The sequence below is a fragment of the Cryobacterium sp. Y50 genome (genome assembly GCF_002929805.1).
Taxonomy (GTDB): Bacteria; Actinomycetota; Actinomycetes; order Actinomycetales; family Microbacteriaceae; genus Cryobacterium.
Genome location: NZ_PJJM01000103.1, coordinates 24388 through 42096, shown reverse-complemented (window position 1 = coordinate 42096; position 17709 = coordinate 24388). Strand labels below are relative to the sequence as shown.

The window sequence follows — 17709 nt, the reverse complement described above, 5'->3', positions numbered from 1 at the left end:
GCAGCGCACCAACACCGGGTGAGCGCGCCCAATCTGGGTAGCCGCTTCGCCCGTTACCATAGCGGCTACCCAGTGTCGGGCACGGTGACGGACATGGCCGTGGCGGAGTCGGGTTACAACCGGTTGACCCCGGTGACCCGCACGACGGCTTCGCCGAGCTCGTCGGAGTCGGCGAGATTCACGCTCGCGCTGATGCCCCAATCGTGATCCCCGGCCGGGTCATCAAGAATTTGACGCACGGTCCACTCCTCAGCACCCTCTTCGATCATGAGCAGGTCGGAGCTGCGGGCGTTGCCGCCAGTGAGCAGCTCATCGTGGTCGGCGAAGTAGCCGTCCATCGCCTCGGCCCAGACGTCACTTGAGTAACCGTGTTCGCGGTCGAGTTCGCCGAGCTCGTCGTAGTGCTCGAGTGCGGCCAGCTGTACCCGGCGGAACAGCTCGTTCCGCACCAGAATGCGAAATGCCCGCGTGTTAGTGGTGAGGCGGCGCGGCGGCGGCGGCAGAATCGCGTGCGATTCGGCGGCGTGCACGGCGAGGTCGGGGTGCAGCAGTTCCTCCCACTCGTCGAGCAGGCTCGAGTCGACCTGACGCACGAGTTCGCCGAGCCACTCGATCAGGTCGAGCAGGTCTTCGTTCTTGGCCTCGTCGGGGATGGTCTGCCGGGCCGCCCGGTAAGCGTCAGACAGGTAGCGCAGTACGACGCCCTCGCTACGAGCGAGCTTGTAGAACGCGATGAACTCTCCAAAAGACATGGCCCGCTCATACATGTCGCGTACGACGGTCTTCGGTCGCAGCTCGAAGTCGGCGATCCACGGCTGGGAGGCCTTGTAGGTCTCGAAGGTGTAATTCAGCAGCTCCTCGAGAGGCTTGGGGTAGGTGATCTCTTCGAGCAGCGCCATCCGCTCGTCATATTCGATGCCTTCCCGCTTCATCGCGTTCACTGCCTCACCTCGGGCTGCGAATTGCTGCCCCATGAGCACCGGCCGCGGGTCGTCCAGGGTTGACTCCAGAATGGAGATCATGTCGAGCGAGTAGGTGGGTGCTTCGGGATCGAGCAGCTCGAACGCTGCCAGCGCGAACGGTGAGAGCGGCTGGTTGAGCGCGAAGTTCGCCTGCAGGTCGACGGTCAAGCGAATACTGCCGCTCGCGCTCTGCTCCACGATGCCGGCTTCGCGCAGGGTCTTGTAAATGCCCAGAGCGCGTCGGGCCAGCACGAGCTGTCGCCGCCACGGCTCGTGGTTGTCAAAAACCAGCGAGTACACGTGCGCGAAAGCGTCGCCGCCGCGACCGATCACGTTGATGAGCATCGCCGCGGTCATCTGCATGCTCGATGACAGGGTCTCGGGTTCGGCGTCGACCAGCCGACGAAAACTCGGTTCGCCCCAGGACACAAAACCGTCCGGCGCCTTCTTGCGCACGATCTTGCGCTTCTTCTTCGGGTCGTCGCCAGCTTTTTCGATGGCCTTGAGGTTATCGCTCTCGTGCTCCGGCGCCTGGATGACGACCGTGCCGGCTGTGTCATAGCCGGCCCGCCCGGCCCGCCCGGCGATCTGGTGGAACTCGCGTACGTTGACCTGGCGCATTTTCACACCGTCGTACTTGGTGAGGGCGGTGAACAGCACGGTGCGGATAGGCACGTTGATGCCGACGCCGAGGGTGTCGGTGCCGCAGATCACGCGCAGGTAGCCGCGTTGGGCGAGCTGCTCGACCAATCGGCGGTATTTCGGCAGCATGCCGGCGTGGTGCACGCCGATTCCCATGCGAATGAGCCGCGACAGGGTCTTGCCGAAACTGGTGGTGAACCGAAACTCACCGATCAGTTCGGCGATCACATCGCGCTGCTCACGAGAGGCGACCTTGGCACTCGCGAGGGCCTGGGCGCGTTCAAGGGCGGCCGCCTGGGAGAAGTGCACGATATACACCGGGGCCTTGTCGGTGTGCAGCAGTTCTTCGACGGTTTCGTGCACCGGCGTCTGCTCGTAGTAGTAGCTCAGCGGGACCGGGCGTTCCACCCCGGTGACAACGGCCGTGTCACGTCCGGTACGCCGGGTCAGGTCGTCGCTGATGAATTTGACGTCACCGAGCGTGGCCGACATGAGGATGAACTGCACCCGCGGCAGCAACAGCAGCGGCACCTGCCAGGCCCAGCCGCGCTCCGGGTCACCATAGAAGTGAAATTCGTCCATCACGACGAGGTCGACCTCGGTGTCCTCGCCGTTGCGCAACGCTAGGTTGGCTAGGATCTCCGCCGTGCAGCAGATGATCGGGGCGTCGGCGTTGACGCTCGAGTCACCGGTCATCATTCCGACATTCTCAGCCCCGAAGGTCTCCACCAGGGAGAAGAACTTCTCGCTCACGAGGGCCTTGATCGGCGCGGTGTAGAAGCTGCGCTTGCCGGCCGAGAGCGCGGCGAAGTGGGCCCCGACAGCCACGAGCGACTTGCCGGTACCGGTCGGTGTGCTCAAAATGAGGTTGGCACCGGACACGATCTCGATGACCGCTTCCTCCTGCGCCGAGTACAGGGTGAGGCCCTGCTCGATCGCCCAGCTTTCGAACGCCTCAAAGAGAACGTTGGGGTCGGTTTCGTTGGGGAGGCTCTTGAGCAATGACATGGTCTATTAAGACTGCCCTACTTCGGCTGCCCCTGCCTGCCGAACGGAGCCCGCACCGGCCTCCCCCGTGGCCAATTCAGGAAGATCGGCCAGGATCACCCTCTGCAGAACGAAACCGGGGCGATTTCGCCGCGATCTCCTGAATTAGCCACGACGAACGGCACCAGTCCTCGCCCAGGCCGGCAAATCATAACGGATGTCTGACGAAACTGAGCCTGCGCCCGCGCTGGGTGGTAATCACAGCCGCCCGTTCTAGGCTGGCGACATGGTCTACGTCACCCCGGGCACCGCGGCTGCTGCCACGCCCAGCCGTGCCCGGGTGCTCTGGCGCCCGGCAGCTGTCGGTCTCGCCGCCGCGCTGGCCGGCCTCGGTCTGGCCGAACTGACCGCGACCTGGCTCGCTCCCGGCGCGAGCCCGGTGCTCACGGTTGGTGCGCTCGCCATCGACATTGTTCCGGCGGAAGTCAAAGACCTCGTGATCGGCTTGTTCGGCACAGCCGACAAGATCGTGCTGATCGTCACCATCGTGCTCGTGCTGCTGGTACTCGCCGCCCTCGCCGGCATCCTGGAGAGTCGGCGCCCGCCGTTCGGCCGGCTGCTCGTCGTGCTCATCGGCGGGATCGCCCTGTTTGCGGTGTTGTCCCGCTCGAGCGCCTCCACCCTTGACGCGGTGCCCGCCGTGGTCGCCATGGGGGGCTCGGCCATCGCGCTGACCCTTCTCACGACCCGGTTGCCACGGCCCGCTCCCGCAGTGGAACCAGCCGGCATCGTCGCACCCCTCGAACCGAACGGCCCCGATCGTCGCCGCTTCCTCGTCTACACCGGCGTGACCGCCGGCATCGGGCTCCTTACCCTGGCCGGCGCCCAGATCAGCGCCGTAGGGACCCGGGCAGCGGATGCCGCACGCGCGCTGTTCACACTGCCAGCGGCATCCGTTCGCCAGGCCGCCATTCCGGCGGGGGCGAGCCTCGACGTGGCAGGCATCACCCCACTGATCACCCCGAACGCCGACTTTTACCGCATTGATACCGCCCTGAGCGTGCCGCGCATCGACCCGACCACGTGGCGGCTGAAGATCACCGGAATGGTCGAGAATGAGGTCGAGATCGACTTCGCCGAACTGCTCGCCCTGCCGCTCGAGGAGAGCATGACGACACTCGCCTGCGTCTCCAACTACGTCGGCGGCGACCTGATCGGCAGCGCCACCTGGCTCGGCTATCCGATTCGAGAGCTGCTGGCCCGGGCGAAACCACAGAGCGGCGCCGACATGGTGCTCTCCCGAAGCCAGGACGGTTTCACCGCCGGCACCCCCATCGAGGCGCTGACCGACGGGCGCAACGCTATTCTTGCGGTCGGCATGAACGGCGAACCGCTGCCGCTCGAACACGGCTACCCGGTGCGCATGGTGGTGCCGGGCTTATATGGCTACGTGTCAGCGACGAAGTGGGTCATTGAACTCAAGCTCACGCGCTTCGCCGATGAGCAGGGTTACTGGACGCCGCGCGGCTGGTCCGCCCTCGGGCCGGTCAAACTCTCCTCGCGCATCGACGTACCGCGCGGCGGAACGTCCGTTCCGGCCGGGTCGGTCGTCATTGCCGGTGTCGCCTGGTCCCAGCACGTGGGCGTGAGCGCCGTCGCGGTACAGATCGACAACAGCCCGTGGCAGGACGCGACGCTCGCCGACGCCATTTCGGTCGACACGTGGCGGCAGTGGGCATACACCTGGACCGACGCCGGCATCGGTAATCACTCCATCAAGGTGCGGGCAACGGATGCCGCCAACCTCGTTCAAACGTCGGCAACGGCCGACGTCGCCCCCGACGGCGCCACCGGACTGCACGAAGTCACGGTGTCCGTCTCGGCCTGACGGGGAGGTTGTCGATCATCGGCTGGGTAGCAGCATCCATGGCACCGGTAAAACATCGATCCAACGGATGCCGACAGTGCTGGCGCGCAGAAACCCCGCGAATCCCTGGTCGGCTTCATACAAGGATTCGCGGGGCTGCGGGGTGAGCTAGCCGTTGGCCCCACTCGTGTTGATCACGCCGTTGACTCCGGCCGGGAAGAATCCGCCCGAACGCACCGGAGCCGCGTTGAGATAGGTGATGTTGAGCACCTGGGCGGCGCTGCGGCTGTAGGCGAGGCCGTTCGCGTCGGTCGGCGCGAGGTTGGCCTTCGACGCGTTGCCGATGCCCTGGTCGAGGTCGGCCCTGCCATCGACGGCATCGCGCACATCGGAGATCGCCTGCGCCGTCGTGTACACCGAGGGAACGGCGATACCGAGAGCGTAGAGCGTGCTGCGAATAACACCGGCGTGATAGGCCTCGACCGCGAGCAGCCCAGCGGCGGCCTCCAGGAAGGTCTTGTTCGAGATCAAGGGAGCTGCACCCTTGTACGCGGTCACTCCGACGTCCTCAAAGATGAACGCACCGAACAGAAAGTTCGCCTCATTGGCGTAGACGTCGAACTTCTGCCCCGGCTTGACCAGCCCGGCCGCCTGGGCGGCCGCGGTGAAGCTCGCATCGAGATTGATCCTGGGGCGGGACACTGCGACACTGCCCAGCGCGGAGCGCAGGAAGGCAACGTGCGCCTTCTCGTCGGCAGCGATCTCGTCGGCGTACTTCTTGATGATCCCGGTCTTGAAATTCACCATGCGGCCGCCGGTCACCCCGCCACGGGCTCCTGTTCCCGTGGTCAGGCTGTCGGGCAGCCCGCTACCGGTCGTGGCGCGCAGGTAAAACTCGGCCTCGAGGTACTCCAGATTGAGCGCGAAGTTCAAAATGGCGGCATCGCTCGGTGCGGCTGCCGGCGCCGCGGCCGCTTCCGAAGCGAGTGCCGGACCACCGGTGGCGAGCACCGCCGCGCCCACCCCGAAACCGGCCACACCGGCGGCGCGCAGAAAGTTTCGGCGGTCGGTGGAATTCTCTGCACTGCGGTTAATGGCGTTGGTAATGAAACCCTGATCGAACATTCCAGTTCTCCTGACGTTGTGTGAATGTGCCGAGCGTGTCTGAACAGACTTCGTCAACCTACCCGCGCAAAGTATTTCCTCGCGGGGCTGGACACGGCATGTAAGCAAACGATAAGGAGTGAGTGTGCTTTGAACGGATGCCGATCCACGGATCAGAGCAGCAGTCCGTCCGCTCCGACCGGGGGCAGGCGCCGGGCGGCTCGGCGGTCGTGCAGCACGGCGATGCCGTAGGCGGTGAAATAGAGCGCGACCATGGGCACGGCGAGCAGGAACATCGATACGACGTCTGCGGCCGGGGTCGCGATCGCCGTGAACAGCACGATGACCAGAATGGCCACTCGCCAGGATTTGATGATGGAACGGGCGCTGATCACCCCGGCGAAGTTGAGCAGCACAATGAACACCGGCAGCACGAATGCGATACCGATGGCGATCATGAGTTTGAGCACGAAATCGAAATAGTTTTGCGCGTTGATGAGCGCCGCGTCCTGCTGCGGCGCGAAACTCGTCATGAGCTCGACCACGTGCGGCAGTACGTACCAGCCGGCCGCGCAGCCGAGAAGAAACAGCGGAACGGCCGAGAAGAAGAATCCGAAGGTGTACTGCTTCTCACGACGGGTCAGCCCGGGTACCAGAAAGGCGAAGATCTGGTACAGCCAGACGGGGCTCGAGACGATCAACCCGACGTAGAAGGAGATGCGCAGCTTTAGGTCGAAGGCACTCGTGATATCGGGGTAGTTGATCTGCGCGTTGCGGTTCTGCGCCCGAACGATGGCGTAGATCGGCTCGCGCAGACCGTCCCAGACAAATCCGGACAGCAGCCAGCCCGCAATTGCACCGACCAGGATTCCGGCAGCGGCGAGAAAGAGTCGCTTGCGTAACTCCAGCAGATGCTGCCCGAGCGACATTTTGCTCTTGTCGGGAGTGCTGCGCACCCCCTCAACCACCATCAGGCTTTCGGGTGTGGTGCGCCGCGGGAGTCGGGGCTCGTGCTGCTCTCGGCGCTCGTGCTGTCGTCGGTGTGGTCGGCCGGCCGGGTTTCGTTGGCGCGGTCCGGTGTGATCTCGCTCTTGAAGATCTTCATCGACTGGCCGAGACTGCGGGCGAGCCCCGGCAGCTTCGGAGCGCCGAACAACAACAAAATTACAACGAGAATGATCAGAAAATGCCATCCGGTCAGGTTGCCCAGCATACGAATTCTCCCTCGAATTGAGTCGGTCGATCAGCAGTGTAATCGCCGCGGCACCGACACATCCGGGAAAAGCTCAGCATTTCCGACGGCCGTAAGGTTTCCGCAAGCCGGTTGTCATCAGGTCGCTGATGCGGCCGTCGCCGCGGCGAAGCGCTCGAGAACGTCCCCGATCCGCGCTGTACAGCCGCCGCATCCAGTGCCGGCGCGCGTTACCGCACCGATGCAGGCGACGGTGGTGCTGCCCGCTTCGGCCGAGTCGACAATGGTGCCGCCGGTGACTTCGTTGCACCAGCACACGGTCACATCACGCGCGAACGCGCTGCCGGCCTCTGGCTCGTAGTCCGGTCCGTCGTAGCGCAGCAGCACGGAGCGATCGAAAGGCAGCTCACTGCCCCGCTCGAACAACAGGGTCAGCTCGACGGCCGTGCGCGGCATCTCGACGTAAACGAAGCCCCCGAGAATGCCGTCGCGGGTGACCATTTTCACGTAGCGGCCGGCTTCCCGGTCAGCCCATTGCGACGCGCGCAGCGGAGAGGATGCGCACCCGGCAGCATGGTCATCGACCGAAAGGTCCCACGGGTCGGCGGAGGTGTTGCCGACCGAGACGACGTCGATTCCGTCGGCTTTGAGCATGACGACGGCTGAAACGGATGCCGCGAGCGCCGCCGTCTCGGGCCGGCCCAGCACCTCGGCGATGAATCGTGCGGCGAGCCAGTCGGCCTGGCGCCAGCCCGGACCGATCAGGCCGCTCGGCCCGCCGGCCGGCAGCGCCGTCAAATCGCCGACGCGTGGCGCGGCTGCCACCTGGGCACAGTCGCCGATGGCGTAGATGCGCTCATCGGTCCAGCACTGCAGATTCTCATCAACCAGGATTCCAGTCGATACCGGCAGACCGGCCAGCTGGGCCAGTTCGGTGCGGGCGCCGACACCGCAGGAGAGCAGCAGCAGATCACCGTGTACCTGCTTGCCGTCGGCACAGATCAGTGCGTCGAAGCGGTCGACGCCGTCGTCGTCCTGATGAAACAGCAGGCTTTCGGCGCGGGAGTGGTTGACCATGGTGACGCCGGCCCGCCGGGCGCTCTGGGCGAGCACGCTGTCGCCACCCCGGTCGAGGTTGGGCGCCATCGGAATCTCCCCGTGATAGACGACGCAGGCCTCTCCCCTGGCGGCGGTAGCGGCGAGCGCGATCTCCATACCGAGCACGCCGGCGCCAAGCACGACGATGCGTTTGCCCGCCGCCACAGCCGCGAGCACCCGTTCCGCTTCGTCGAGGTCGCGCAACACGGTGACCCCGCGCGGGAGCGGGGCGTTGCTCGTGTCGAGGGTGGCGGCATGCGCTGTGGGTATCTGGCGGTCTCGGCGCACCCGGGTGACGCCATCGAGCGTGGGAATGTTGGCGCGGGCACCGGTGGCGAGCACGAGCCGGTCGTAGGGCAGCAGGGTGCCGTCACTCAGGGACACCGCGCGGCGGCTGCGCAGAATGGCAGAGACACTCACGCTGCGGTGCAGGTGCACGCCTGCCGCGCGGGTGCCGAGGGCATCGGTGATTTCGAAGCTCTCCCGGTCGGCATTGCCGACGGTGTGGGCGAAGCGATCCAGAAATAACCGCGGCGTTCCGGTGGACCAAACCGGATAGGGTCAGAAGGCCGGTTCCTCGGAGTCGAGCAGGGTATAGCTCAGGCCGGAGTAATGGGTCAGCCCAAGGAGCAGCCCGAGGTCGCTGCCCGAGGTCGGCTGCACGTGCATGCCGGCACCGTCTGCGGTGAGGCGAGCGGTCGCGGTGCGTCGCGGGTCGACGACCACGAGGCCGCCGGCGGCGCGGACTCCGTCGAGGTGGCCGATAAACGGCGGCATGGTCTGGGCCACGTTGGAACCGAGAATGAGGATGGTATCGGCCGCATCGAGCTCGTCCACCCGAAACGGCAGGCCCCGATCGAGTCCGAAGGCCCGGTTGCCGGCCGCGGCGGCGCTCGACATGCAGAACCGGCCGTTATAGTCGATGCGGCTGGAGCGAAGCGCCACCCGGGTGAATTTACCGAGCTGGTAGGCCTTCTCGTTGGTCAGGCCGCCGCCGCCAAACACGTCGGCCCCGAACTCGGCACGGGTCTCGCGCAGCTTGGCCGCGACCAGGTCGAGCGCGTAGCCCTTCTGGCTCTGCGGGTAGAAGTAGGTGATGTTCGACATGGTGCTGGCGAAGTTGCCGACGCTGAAGCCGAGGGCGACCGAGGGGATCAACAGCAGGCCCGCCGAAATGATGGTCCAGTTGCGGTCGCCGAACTTCGGCACCAGAAAGGTGTAGGGAAAACGCAGGGTGGCGCCGACCAGGCTCGGCATCGAGATGAGCCAGAACACGTCGGTGGTCGAGAAGGTGAAGCCGGCCGTTGGCAGCGAAACGACGACGATGCTCCACAGCTGCCAAACCACGAAGCCGAGAAACTCGGCGAAGATCGACCACTTGAGGTTGCGGGCGGCGATGAGTTTGCCGCCCTGTTCCCGCTGCTTCGTGTTTTCGGGGTTCCAGTTGTCGATCCACCGGCCGGGACGGTGCACGAGCACGGCGTCATCGATATCGATCAGGTTGGGCGCTGTTACCTGACGGACACAATATGGGCAGCGGATGCTGTGGATGGCAGACTGAGACAATCCGCGCTCGCGTATCACGCTGTTTGAAAGGCCCACCCATGACGATCACCGCTGCCGCCGACGGTTCTGCCCTCGGCAACCCCGGACCGGCCGGTTGGGCCTGGTACGTTGACGATTCGTCGTGGGCGGCCGGCGGTTGGAAGCACGCGACCAACAACCAGGGTGAGCTGAGGGCGGTGCTCGAACTGTTTCGGGCGACCGCGCACATCGACGACGACCTGCTCGTACTCTGCGATAGCCAGTACGTGATCAACTCCGTCACGAAATGGATGAAGGGCTGGAAAGCGAAGGGCTGGCGCAAGAGCGACGGCAAACCGGTCATGAACCTCGACCTGCTCATGGAGATCGACGAGGCCATCGCCGGGCGTCGCTACCGGTTTGAGTGGGTCAAGGGGCACGTCGGGCATCCGCTCAACGAGGCCGCCGACGAGCGTGCCCGCGGCGCAGCCGAGGCGTTTCAGCGTGGCCGTCCGGCACCGGCCGGGCCGGGTTTTCGTGGAACCGAAGCGGCGGGTGAGCCGGCGTTCGCGGCGAAGGCCACGGCCTTCGTCCGACAGGGCTCGCCGAGCGTGCCGATTCCCAGCGCCGAGCGAGCTACGGCCGACGCGCACGACGAGCTATTTTCCCTCGACGACCTCGGCGCAGAGATTGGCGAAGACTTTCGCGACCTGATCGACCCGCACGGTCTCGACACGATGCGCAGCGGTGGCGAGCTACAGTGGGTGTCGCTGTCGCTCAGCACCGATGAGCACCGGCGGCTGGTGCAGCGAGCCAATGCCCGCGGAGTGACAATCGAGGAGTACCTGCGCGGCCAGATCTGAGCGTGCGACCATGGAACATGACCGGTTCACCCTTTAACCCCGCACAACTACGCACCTTCCAGTCCGATCTTGACGAGCGCCGGCTCGAGCTGACCGAGAAGTCCCAGCGCCTAGCCGACACCTTCGCCGGCGTGCAAAGTTCACGCAGCGACGGCTCGCACGACCCGGAGGCCTCCTCGCTGCGCACAGAATGGTCGCGCATGTCCGGGTTTCGGGACGAGGCCGTCGAAGAACTCGCGGCCATCGACCGCGCCTTGCAGCGCATAGTCGACGGCAGCTATGGCCTGTGCGTGCGCGGCGGGGAGCGTATTCCAATGGGTCGATTGCAGGTCAAGCCTGCTGCCGACCTCTGCATCGCCTGCGCCGAGAAGGCCGCTCCGCGTCGCCGCTAGCAGCTAGCGGCCAGCTGTTAGGTCCAGACTCGACCGCACTTCCACGCTGCGCGGGAGGCCGAACTCCCGCGCAGTGACGCAAGTCCCGCGCGCCAAGTGACGCGGGACTTCTGGTCCGGCCGGCACAGGTCCCGAGTAACGGACTCGGTTGGCTAAACCCGGTGGCCATGCCCGGTTGCCATGCCGGACGCATGCACTCAGTAGTCACCACATGAGCGGATGCCGGCCGGTCCGGTTCAGCCGATGCCGCGTCAGTGCACGCCGATGAGCGAGCGCAGCCCGAACTCGGAAACGATCGGGATGCCGTAGTCGCGGGCCTTGCCGGTCTTGCCGGTGAACGATTCCGGGTTGGCGGCGACCAGCAGGCGAGTACGCATCGTGACCGCGGCGCCCAGGGACAGTCCGCGGGCGACCAATTCCTTACCCCAATCGGCGCGGGCGCGGGCCATGTCACCGGTCAGCACGACGATATCGCCCCGTTCCAACAACACCTCATCGATCGAGGCGACCGGCTGACGCGCCGCCACTGCGGGCGTAGCCAGCGCGGTAGCGACGACCTCCGGGGCAACGTCGAGCATGCGGGCGACCGCGATCAGCTCTGCGGAATCAGCAATGTTGAGCGCGCCGTTCGACCATGCTACGCGTACCAGATCTTCGAAGTAGCTGCGGTGCAGCGCGGTGCAGTCGGTCGGGCTGATGTCGCTGAATTGAGCCAGTACCCGCAACTCGCGCGTTTCGCGAGGCAAGAGCACGCGATCGATCAGGCACAAATCGAGCAGAGCGAGATAGTCGAGGTGCTTCTCAGGGCCGGTGTAGTCGGGAAGTTTCACTGTCACCCGGGCGAGAAAGCTCGGCGTTGCCAGAACATCCGTGCGTGTCGGGTCGCGGTGCACCCAGACCGGCTCGGTTCCGACCAGCGCCGTGCCGACCAGCGCCGTGCCGACCAGCGCCGTGCCGACCGGAGCAGGGCCTGTGGTGGCACGCGGGATGGCCGGCCAGACATTCAGCGCGGCCCGGTCGAGGGCATCGGTCCAGGGTGCGGCGCTCGGCGAGCCGTGCACGTACGCGGCCAGCAAGCTCGCGCAGGCGACCGCCTGCACGAGTGCACCAGGGCCGGGCCCGATCTCAATGTCGTAGGCCGCACAGCAATCCACGAGCAGTCGACCGGCCCCCGGCAGGTAGCGACGAGCCAGTTGCATGGTACAGACCGCTTCGAGTCCGCGCCCGGGGGCGTAGCCGATCTGCTCGAATTCGCTCATCAGAAATCCGGTGACGAACTGGGCGTTGTGGGTGACCAGCACCCGTCCGCTGAGCAGGTTGACCAGGCGCGGAGCGATCTGGGCAAACGTCGGTGCACGCAGCAACTCGGCCGTGCTGATGCTATGGTTCGCCGACCCACCGACGTTACTTTCCGGGTTGACGACAGTCTCCCACCGCGCAGTAATGTGACCACCCTCGTCGAGGTGCACGACGGCGACCTCGACGACCCGGTCCCGTTGGTACGGGAACAGTCCGGTGGTGTTCAAACTTATAACGGCGTATCCACGTTCGGGCATGGTCACACTCCACAATCTTGTGTTGTGAAAGTATCGACAAACCGCCGACTAAGCGACGGCCCCTTCGGGGGCTTGACGTATCGGCTGTACGACTGTTTTTATGCGTGTCGGGGCTCTTTTAGCGCCCGAAAACCTGCCGGTGCGTTAGGTTCGACCCGCCCGTCGCGCGGCCCACAGCTGCAAGCGCACATGCATGCTACTCACTGCCCTGCAGGCCAGGCGCGCGAGTAACTTTCGGGCACGCAGTCACACATTACGGCCCACAACGGCGTACCGCGCCCGGGCTACTTGGCCGCGCGGCCGGTCGCCTTCCTGGCCGAATTCTTCGGTGGCAGCAGGGTATCAGCCTCTTCGAGTGACATACCGTTCGTCTCGGGTACCTTGCGCAGCACGAACCAGAACGACAGCCCGGCGAACACGGCATAGAGTCCGTAGGTGATTGGAAGCGAGGCATCCGCCATCGGGGGAAAGCTGACCGTGATCAGGAAATTCGCGATCCATTGGGCAGCCGCCGCGAGACCCAGCGCCTTCGCCCGAATCGAGTTTGGGAACATCTCCCCGAGCAATACCCAGACCACGGGGCCCCAGGACGCGCCGAACGAGATGACGAATAGGTTGGCCGCGACGAGTGCGATCGGCGCCCCTGCCCCCGGCAGGCTTAGCTCGCCGCCCACCGTTACCGACTGGCTGAAGGCGATAGCCATGGTGGCAAGCGACACCGTCATGCCGATAGAACCGGTGAGTAGAATCGGTCGCCGTCCGATCCGGTCGACCAGGGCGATCGCGACCAGGGTGACCAGGATGTTGGTCACCGAGGTGATCACCGAGATGGTCAACGAGTTGGATTCTTTGAACCCGACGGCCTCCCACAGGGTGGTCGAATAGTAGAAGATCACGTTGATGCCGACGAACTGCTGGAACACCGACAGGACGATCCCGACCCAGACGATCGGCTTCAACCCGAAGGCGCTCCCCCGCAGTGACCCTGACTTCTGCGACCGGGCGTCGACCTCGATCGACCGGCGCATGTCGCGAATCTCGCGATCGACGTCGCCGCTCGGCCAGAGCCGGGTGAAGACGGCGCGGGCATCCGCTTCTTTATCTTTCAGAATGAGAAAACGCGGGGATTCCGGCAGGATGAACGCGATTCCGCCATAGACGATGGCCGGAACCGCGCCGGCCAGAAACATCCAACGCCAGGCTTCGAGGCCGAACCAGAACTCGCTGCCGGCACCGCCGGCACTCTGGGCGAACATGGCGTCGGAGAGCAGGGCGGTGAAGATGCCGAGAGTGATCGCGAGCTGCTGCAACGAGCCGAGGCGCCCGCGCATCTGCCGCGGCGAGATCTCGGCGATATAGGCCGGTGCCACAACGGATGCGAGACCAATGCCCAGTCCGCCCACCACCCGCCAAATGATCAGGTCGACCACGCCGAAGGCGAGGCCGGAGCCGATCGAGCTGACCAGGAACACGACGCCGCCGAGCACCATCATGGGAATTCGGCCATAACGGTCGGCGAAACGCCCACCGAAGAATGCTCCGGCCGCGGCGCCGAGCAGCGCACAGGCCACGGCGAACCCGGTCAGGCTGGCGTTCAGCCCGAATTCCTGCTGTATCGCGTTGACGGCCCCGTTGATGACCGAGGAATCGAAACCGAACAGAAAACCTCCGAGGGCACCGGCGACGGCCAGTGCGATGACCTTTCGGTTCGTGCTCGGCGTGCCGCGATCGGTCGCCTTCGTGGATGTGTTCATCGTGCTGTGTCGGTCAAAAGTGCCGCCCCCTGGGTCACGTGGCCCGCGCTGTGCAGCGTGGGTCTGGAGCAACGTGTGCGACCCAAGCGGGTCTGGAGCACGTGTGCAACCTGACTAGCCTACTTCCGGTGCCATTCATTTTTGACGAGGTGCCCTGGGGCACGGAGCTCCGCACTCGCGGCGGGTGTCCAGCGGGGCAGGGCTACCATCCGAAGATGAGCACATTCTTAGACAGTTGGCGCTCGCACCTGCTGGTGACGCTGTCAGGTAACAGCGAAGGCCGGCCGAAATGGGTCGGCCAGATCGCGACGGGCGACGACGCCGGATATTTCGGACCGGGGAGCGCGGCCTGGGTGGTGCACGGCGGAATGGCGACCATGGTCGCCGGCATCCGGGCCTTGCTCATGCAGACGCTGCACCCGGGCGCGATGGCCGGCGTCCACGACTGGTCCCGTTATCACGAAGATCCGCTCGGCCGTCTGGCGGGAACGATTCAGTGGCTCATCACCGTGACCTTCGCGGACACGGTGGTGGCTCAGCGCGAATCGAGCCGGGTGGGTCACTTTCACGATCGCGTCGCCGGGACCTACCTCGATGCGCGGGGCAAGAAACAGCCATACACCGCGGGTGACCCTGAGCTTCTGTCATGGGTGCACCTGGTTTTCACGGACGCCTTCCTGCAGACCCACCTGCTCTGGGGTGACGCGATTCCCGGCGGTGCCGACGGCTACGTCAATGAATGGGCCACGGCCGGCGAGCTGATCGGCGTGCAGAATGCTCCACATTCGGCCAGCGAACTCGCCACTCAGCTCGAGGCCTTTCGCAGCGCCGGAACCCTGAAAAGCGACGCCCGCGTGGCCGAGGCTGTGCGGTTCATCCGCTACCCACCGCTGAGCCGTGGCATGCTTCCCTTTTACCGCATCATGTTCGCCGGGGCCGTCGCATCGATCCCCCGCGAGTATCGCGACATGCTCGGTCTTAAGCGGTCGCGCCTGCCCGTGGTCTGGGCCACCGGCCTCGTTCTCGGCGTCGTGAGCCGCCTGCTCGGCCCCTCATCGACATCAGAGGATGCTGCCCGCGCGCGTCTGGCGCGCATCGTGCGCACCCACAACCTCGCTCCCGAGGCGTAGTTTCAGCCCGCGCCTCGATCAGATCTTTCTCGGTCAGATCAAACCGTGGCGACGGAAGGCATTCCAGACACCGTCGTCAAGCACTGCGGTGGTGACTTCATCGGCGTGCATCTTGACCTCGTCGGTCGCGTTGCCCATGGCGACGCCTACTCCACAGACCTGCAACATTTCGAGGTCATTGGTACTGTCCCCGATACCGATCGCGGATTCTGCCTGGATGCCAAGGTGTTCGAGAAGTAGCAGGATCGTACTGCCCTTGTTCACCCCGCCGTAGGTCACCTCGCCGCTGCCCGTGCCCATGTGCGGGATGGTGCCGGTGATCACGTGGAAATCCGAGCTGAGGGCCTCGGCCACGCGGTCGTACGCCGTCGGGTCGGCGGCGAGGAAGACCGACTTTGCGATCCCGGTATAGCTGAGCGGGCGCACGTTCGCGAAGGCTTTTAGCGCCGCGTGTTCGTTTCGGTCGGTGACAGAGAGCAGTTCAGTACGGGTTTCGCCGCGGCGTTCTAGGTCGTCCGCGAGGTAGGTCGCGAAACGCGCGCGCACTCCTGGACTCGGGTACAGCTGGTCGAGGGACTGCAGGTAGAAGTCGAATCCGGACTCCTGATAGAAGCTGACCATGCGCGCCACCGCTGCCTCGGGCATCGTGCGGGCGATCACGAGCTCGTCCCCGACTTCGGCGAACCCGCCGCCGGCGCTGATCGTGCCGTCGAATCCGATCTCACGAATGGCGGGGTAGATCTCGACCGATGCTCGCCCGGTGCTGAGGTAAACGAGGTGCCCGTTTTTGCGGGCGGTGCGTACCGCCTCGATGGTGGACGGGGCGATGACCTCTCCGGAATCGATGAGGGTGCCGTCCACGTCGAGGAACGCGATGCGCGGGGAGTTCATGTGTTACTCCAAACGAGGTGGTCTCTGACACGAAAACACGTACCGCAGGCCACCCACAAAGTTTAAACGATTGTCTCGACGCTGGCGAGTGAGGCGCGCGACGTTCGACGAGATAACCTCGTATACCAGTCGAAGGACTTCTTTCTTGTACCGGTCGAGAATGAAAATGCCGTCGGCGATGACTTCACCGACCTGAACGAGGTGCTCGTTGAAGTAGGCGATGCGATGGCCGAGTCGACCGTATCGGTCGGTTGCAGCTGGAGCCCTAGCCCGCGCCCCATCAGCAACCGCTCCTGACCCAACTTGTCGATGGAGATGGCGACATTGTTGTTGCGCACTTTATGCGCGACTGCGGCCTGAGCGTGTGCCACCTTGAGTTTCGTCGCCAATGAAAAATTCGAGAGCGGATGCCTGTCCAACGACCGGTTACATCTCGGGCACGAAGAACGCAGCTATGGCCGCGCTGAGCGCCTGTGGATCGTTGACGTGGCAGAGTTCCCGCGCGGAGTGCATCGACAGCAACGGCACTCCAACGTCGACGACGCGAATTCCGAGGCGGGTCGCGGTCAGTGGTCCGATGGTCGAACCACAGGGAACCGTGTTGTTGGAGACGAATTCCTGGTACTCGACGTTGGCCTGGGCGCAGGTACGCGCCCACAGTGCCGCACCATGGGCATCCGTCGCGTAACGCTGGTTGGCATTGATTTTGAGCAGCGGGCCGCCGCCGAGAATGGGCGTGTTGGCCGGGTCGTGGCGCTCGGGGTAGTTGGGATGCACGGCATGACCGGCATCGGCCGAGAGGCACCACGACTCGGCGTAAGCCTGCAGTCGCTCCGAGACGGATGCGCCCAGGCCAGCGCCGATCCGGGTGAGAATGTCATCGAGCAGTGGGCCGCTCGCGCCGGAGCGCGACTGCGAGCCGAGCTCTTCGTGGTCGAAAGCAGCGAGCACGCTGATCGGGCCGGTGGTTTGTTCACTGGTCGCGATCAGGGCGCGCAGGCCCGCGTACACCGAGGAGAGATTGTCTAGGCGCCCGGCGGCGAACAACTCATTGCCGAGACCGAAGATGGCCGGCGCGTTGGTGTCGGCGGTGAGGATGTCGTAGCCGGCGACATCCGCTGCCGCGATATCGACCAGACCGGCCAGGTGCGCAACCAAGTCGGCCTCGGAAGCATCGCCGACGCCGAAGACCGGCGTAAGGTGGCGTTGCCGATCGAGGGTGAGGCCGTTGTTGACCTCGCGGTCCAGGTGCACGGCGAGCTGCGGGATGCGCAGGAATGGCCCGGTGCGCACCAAATGTTCGGTGCCATCGCGGGTGACCAGTCGGCCGGCGAGTTCAAGCTCGCGGTCGAGCCAGGAGTTTTGCAGTGGCCCGCCGTAAACCTCGACTCCGGCCTGCAGCCAGCCGTGCGAGCCGATCGTGGGCTTCGGTTTGAGCTTGAACCCCGGGGAGTCGGTATGCGCGCCGAGAATGCGAAACGGGGCAGTTCGACCGGCGCTGGTCGGCCCGGCGTCGGCGGGTAGGGACCAGGCGATCACGGCGCCGTCACGCAAGACGTAGAAGCCAGTGCTTTCGGCAGCATCGGTCCAGTTATCTGACTCACTCAGCTGGGTGAAGCCGACCGCGTCGAGGCGCCGGGCCACTTCGGCGGCGGCGTGATACGACGACGGCGACGCTTGGAGAAAGGCAGAGAAATCGGCGATGTAGTCAGGCGTTGCATCCATTCCTCCATCCAACCACTCAGGT

The 17709-nt window shown here is 65.1% G+C and carries 15 protein-coding genes; 4 read left to right on the top strand and 11 right to left on the bottom strand.

All coding sequences use genetic code 11. The features are described 5' to 3' along the window. Positions 1-113 precede the first annotated feature (113 nt). Positions 114-2612, bottom strand: a complete 2499-nt coding sequence (locus CXY73_RS18215) for an RNA helicase (protein WP_104178531.1) — start codon at positions 2610-2612, stop codon at positions 114-116. Positions 2613-2877: 265 nt separating this feature from the next. Between CXY73_RS18215 and CXY73_RS18210 the strand changes: the two genes are divergently transcribed. After that, positions 2878-4479 carry a molybdopterin-dependent oxidoreductase gene (locus CXY73_RS18210; protein ID WP_104178530.1) on the top strand — a complete coding sequence of 534 codons (1602 nt, stop codon included), beginning with the start codon at positions 2878-2880 and terminating at the stop codon, positions 4477-4479. 147 nt (positions 4480-4626) lie between these two features. Here CXY73_RS18210 and CXY73_RS18205 read toward each other — a convergent pair whose 3' ends face one another. The 5 genes from CXY73_RS18205 to CXY73_RS23280 form a co-directional block, all read right to left on the bottom strand. After that, positions 4627-5583 carry a ferritin-like domain-containing protein gene (locus CXY73_RS18205; protein ID WP_104138752.1) on the bottom strand — a complete coding sequence of 319 codons (957 nt, stop codon included), beginning with the start codon at positions 5581-5583 and terminating at the stop codon, positions 4627-4629. Between the two features lie 152 nt (positions 5584-5735). Further along, entirely contained in the window at positions 5736-6491 is a 756-nt protein-coding gene (tatC, locus tag CXY73_RS18200; RefSeq protein ID WP_104138892.1) for a twin-arginine translocase subunit TatC, read from the bottom strand. 41 nt (positions 6492-6532) lie between these two features. Next, a complete protein-coding gene (tatA, locus tag CXY73_RS18195; RefSeq protein WP_104138755.1) occupies positions 6533-6775 on the bottom strand; it encodes a Sec-independent protein translocase subunit TatA in 243 nt (80 codons plus the stop codon). A 117-nt stretch (positions 6776-6892) separates the two neighbouring features. Further along, on the bottom strand, positions 6893-8323 hold the full coding sequence (locus CXY73_RS18190) for an FAD-dependent oxidoreductase (protein ID WP_255411404.1): 1431 nt from the start codon (positions 8321-8323) through the stop codon (positions 6893-6895). A gap of 90 nt (positions 8324-8413) precedes the next feature. Then, a complete protein-coding gene (locus CXY73_RS23280) occupies positions 8414-9352 on the bottom strand; it encodes a molybdopterin-dependent oxidoreductase (RefSeq protein ID WP_255411403.1) in 939 nt (312 codons plus the stop codon). Positions 9353-9456: 104 nt separating this feature from the next. On the opposite strand from CXY73_RS23280, the gene CXY73_RS18180 reads away from it, so the two are divergent. Beyond that, positions 9457-10239, top strand: a complete 783-nt coding sequence (locus tag CXY73_RS18180; RefSeq protein ID WP_104178528.1) for an RNase H family protein — start codon at positions 9457-9459, stop codon at positions 10237-10239. A 17-nt stretch (positions 10240-10256) separates the two neighbouring features. Further along, the gene (locus CXY73_RS18175) at positions 10257-10631 is read left to right on the top strand and encodes a TraR/DksA C4-type zinc finger protein (protein WP_104138767.1); all 375 of its coding nucleotides are present in this window, start codon (positions 10257-10259) and stop codon (positions 10629-10631) included. Positions 10632-10882: 251 nt separating this feature from the next. Here CXY73_RS18175 and CXY73_RS18170 read toward each other — a convergent pair whose 3' ends face one another. Next, entirely contained in the window at positions 10883-12187 is a 1305-nt protein-coding gene (locus tag CXY73_RS18170; RefSeq protein WP_104178527.1) for an exonuclease domain-containing protein, read from the bottom strand. Between the two features lie 284 nt (positions 12188-12471). Beyond that, positions 12472-13941, bottom strand: coding sequence for a sugar porter family MFS transporter (locus tag CXY73_RS18165; protein WP_104178526.1), 1470 nt, complete (start codon positions 13939-13941; stop codon positions 12472-12474). A gap of 215 nt (positions 13942-14156) precedes the next feature. Here CXY73_RS18165 and CXY73_RS18160 point away from each other — a divergent pair, with 215 nt between their 5' ends. Then, positions 14157-15071 (top strand): oxygenase MpaB family protein, encoded by a 915-nt coding sequence (locus CXY73_RS18160; RefSeq protein ID WP_104178591.1) that lies wholly within the window; start codon positions 14157-14159, stop codon positions 15069-15071. A 33-nt stretch (positions 15072-15104) separates the two neighbouring features. On the opposite strand, the gene CXY73_RS18155 is transcribed toward CXY73_RS18160, so the two are convergent. The 3 genes from CXY73_RS18155 to CXY73_RS18145 all read right to left on the bottom strand — a co-directional run bounded on the left by CXY73_RS18155 (position 15105) and on the right by CXY73_RS18145 (position 17687). Beyond that, positions 15105-15962, bottom strand: a complete 858-nt coding sequence (locus CXY73_RS18155; protein ID WP_104178525.1) for a Cof-type HAD-IIB family hydrolase — start codon at positions 15960-15962, stop codon at positions 15105-15107. Positions 15963-16024: 62 nt separating this feature from the next. Beyond that, on the bottom strand, positions 16025-16351 hold the full coding sequence (locus CXY73_RS21670; RefSeq protein WP_233198441.1) for a CAT RNA binding domain-containing protein: 327 nt from the start codon (positions 16349-16351) through the stop codon (positions 16025-16027). A gap of 37 nt (positions 16352-16388) precedes the next feature. Beyond that, positions 16389-17687, bottom strand: a complete 1299-nt coding sequence (locus CXY73_RS18145) for a M18 family aminopeptidase (protein ID WP_104178524.1) — start codon at positions 17685-17687, stop codon at positions 16389-16391. Positions 17688-17709 lie beyond the last annotated feature (22 nt).

Coding starts and splice junctions, on each gene's coding strand:
- CXY73_RS18215 (WP_104178531.1), bottom strand. CDS start 2,612: ATGTCATTGCTCAAGAGCCTCCCCAACGAAACCGACCCCAACGTTCTC.
- CXY73_RS18210 (WP_104178530.1), top strand. CDS start 2,878: ATGGTCTACGTCACCCCGGGCACCGCGGCTGCTGCCACGCCCAGCCGT.
- CXY73_RS18205 (WP_104138752.1), bottom strand. CDS start 5,583: ATGTTCGATCAGGGTTTCATTACCAACGCCATTAACCGCAGTGCAGAG.
- tatC (WP_104138892.1), bottom strand. CDS start 6,491: ATGTCGCTCGGGCAGCATCTGCTGGAGTTACGCAAGCGACTCTTTCTC.
- tatA (WP_104138755.1), bottom strand. CDS start 6,775: ATGCTGGGCAACCTGACCGGATGGCATTTTCTGATCATTCTCGTTGTA.
- CXY73_RS18180 (WP_104178528.1), top strand. CDS start 9,457: ATGACGATCACCGCTGCCGCCGACGGTTCTGCCCTCGGCAACCCCGGA.
- CXY73_RS18175 (WP_104138767.1), top strand. CDS start 10,257: ATGACCGGTTCACCCTTTAACCCCGCACAACTACGCACCTTCCAGTCC.
- CXY73_RS18170 (WP_104178527.1), bottom strand. CDS start 12,187: ATGCCCGAACGTGGATACGCCGTTATAAGTTTGAACACCACCGGACTG.
- CXY73_RS18165 (WP_104178526.1), bottom strand. CDS start 13,941: ATGAACACATCCACGAAGGCGACCGATCGCGGCACGCCGAGCACGAAC.
- CXY73_RS18160 (WP_104178591.1), top strand. CDS start 14,157: ATGAGCACATTCTTAGACAGTTGGCGCTCGCACCTGCTGGTGACGCTG.
- CXY73_RS18155 (WP_104178525.1), bottom strand. CDS start 15,962: ATGAACTCCCCGCGCATCGCGTTCCTCGACGTGGACGGCACCCTCATC.
- CXY73_RS18145 (WP_104178524.1), bottom strand. CDS start 17,687: ATGGATGCAACGCCTGACTACATCGCCGATTTCTCTGCCTTTCTCCAA.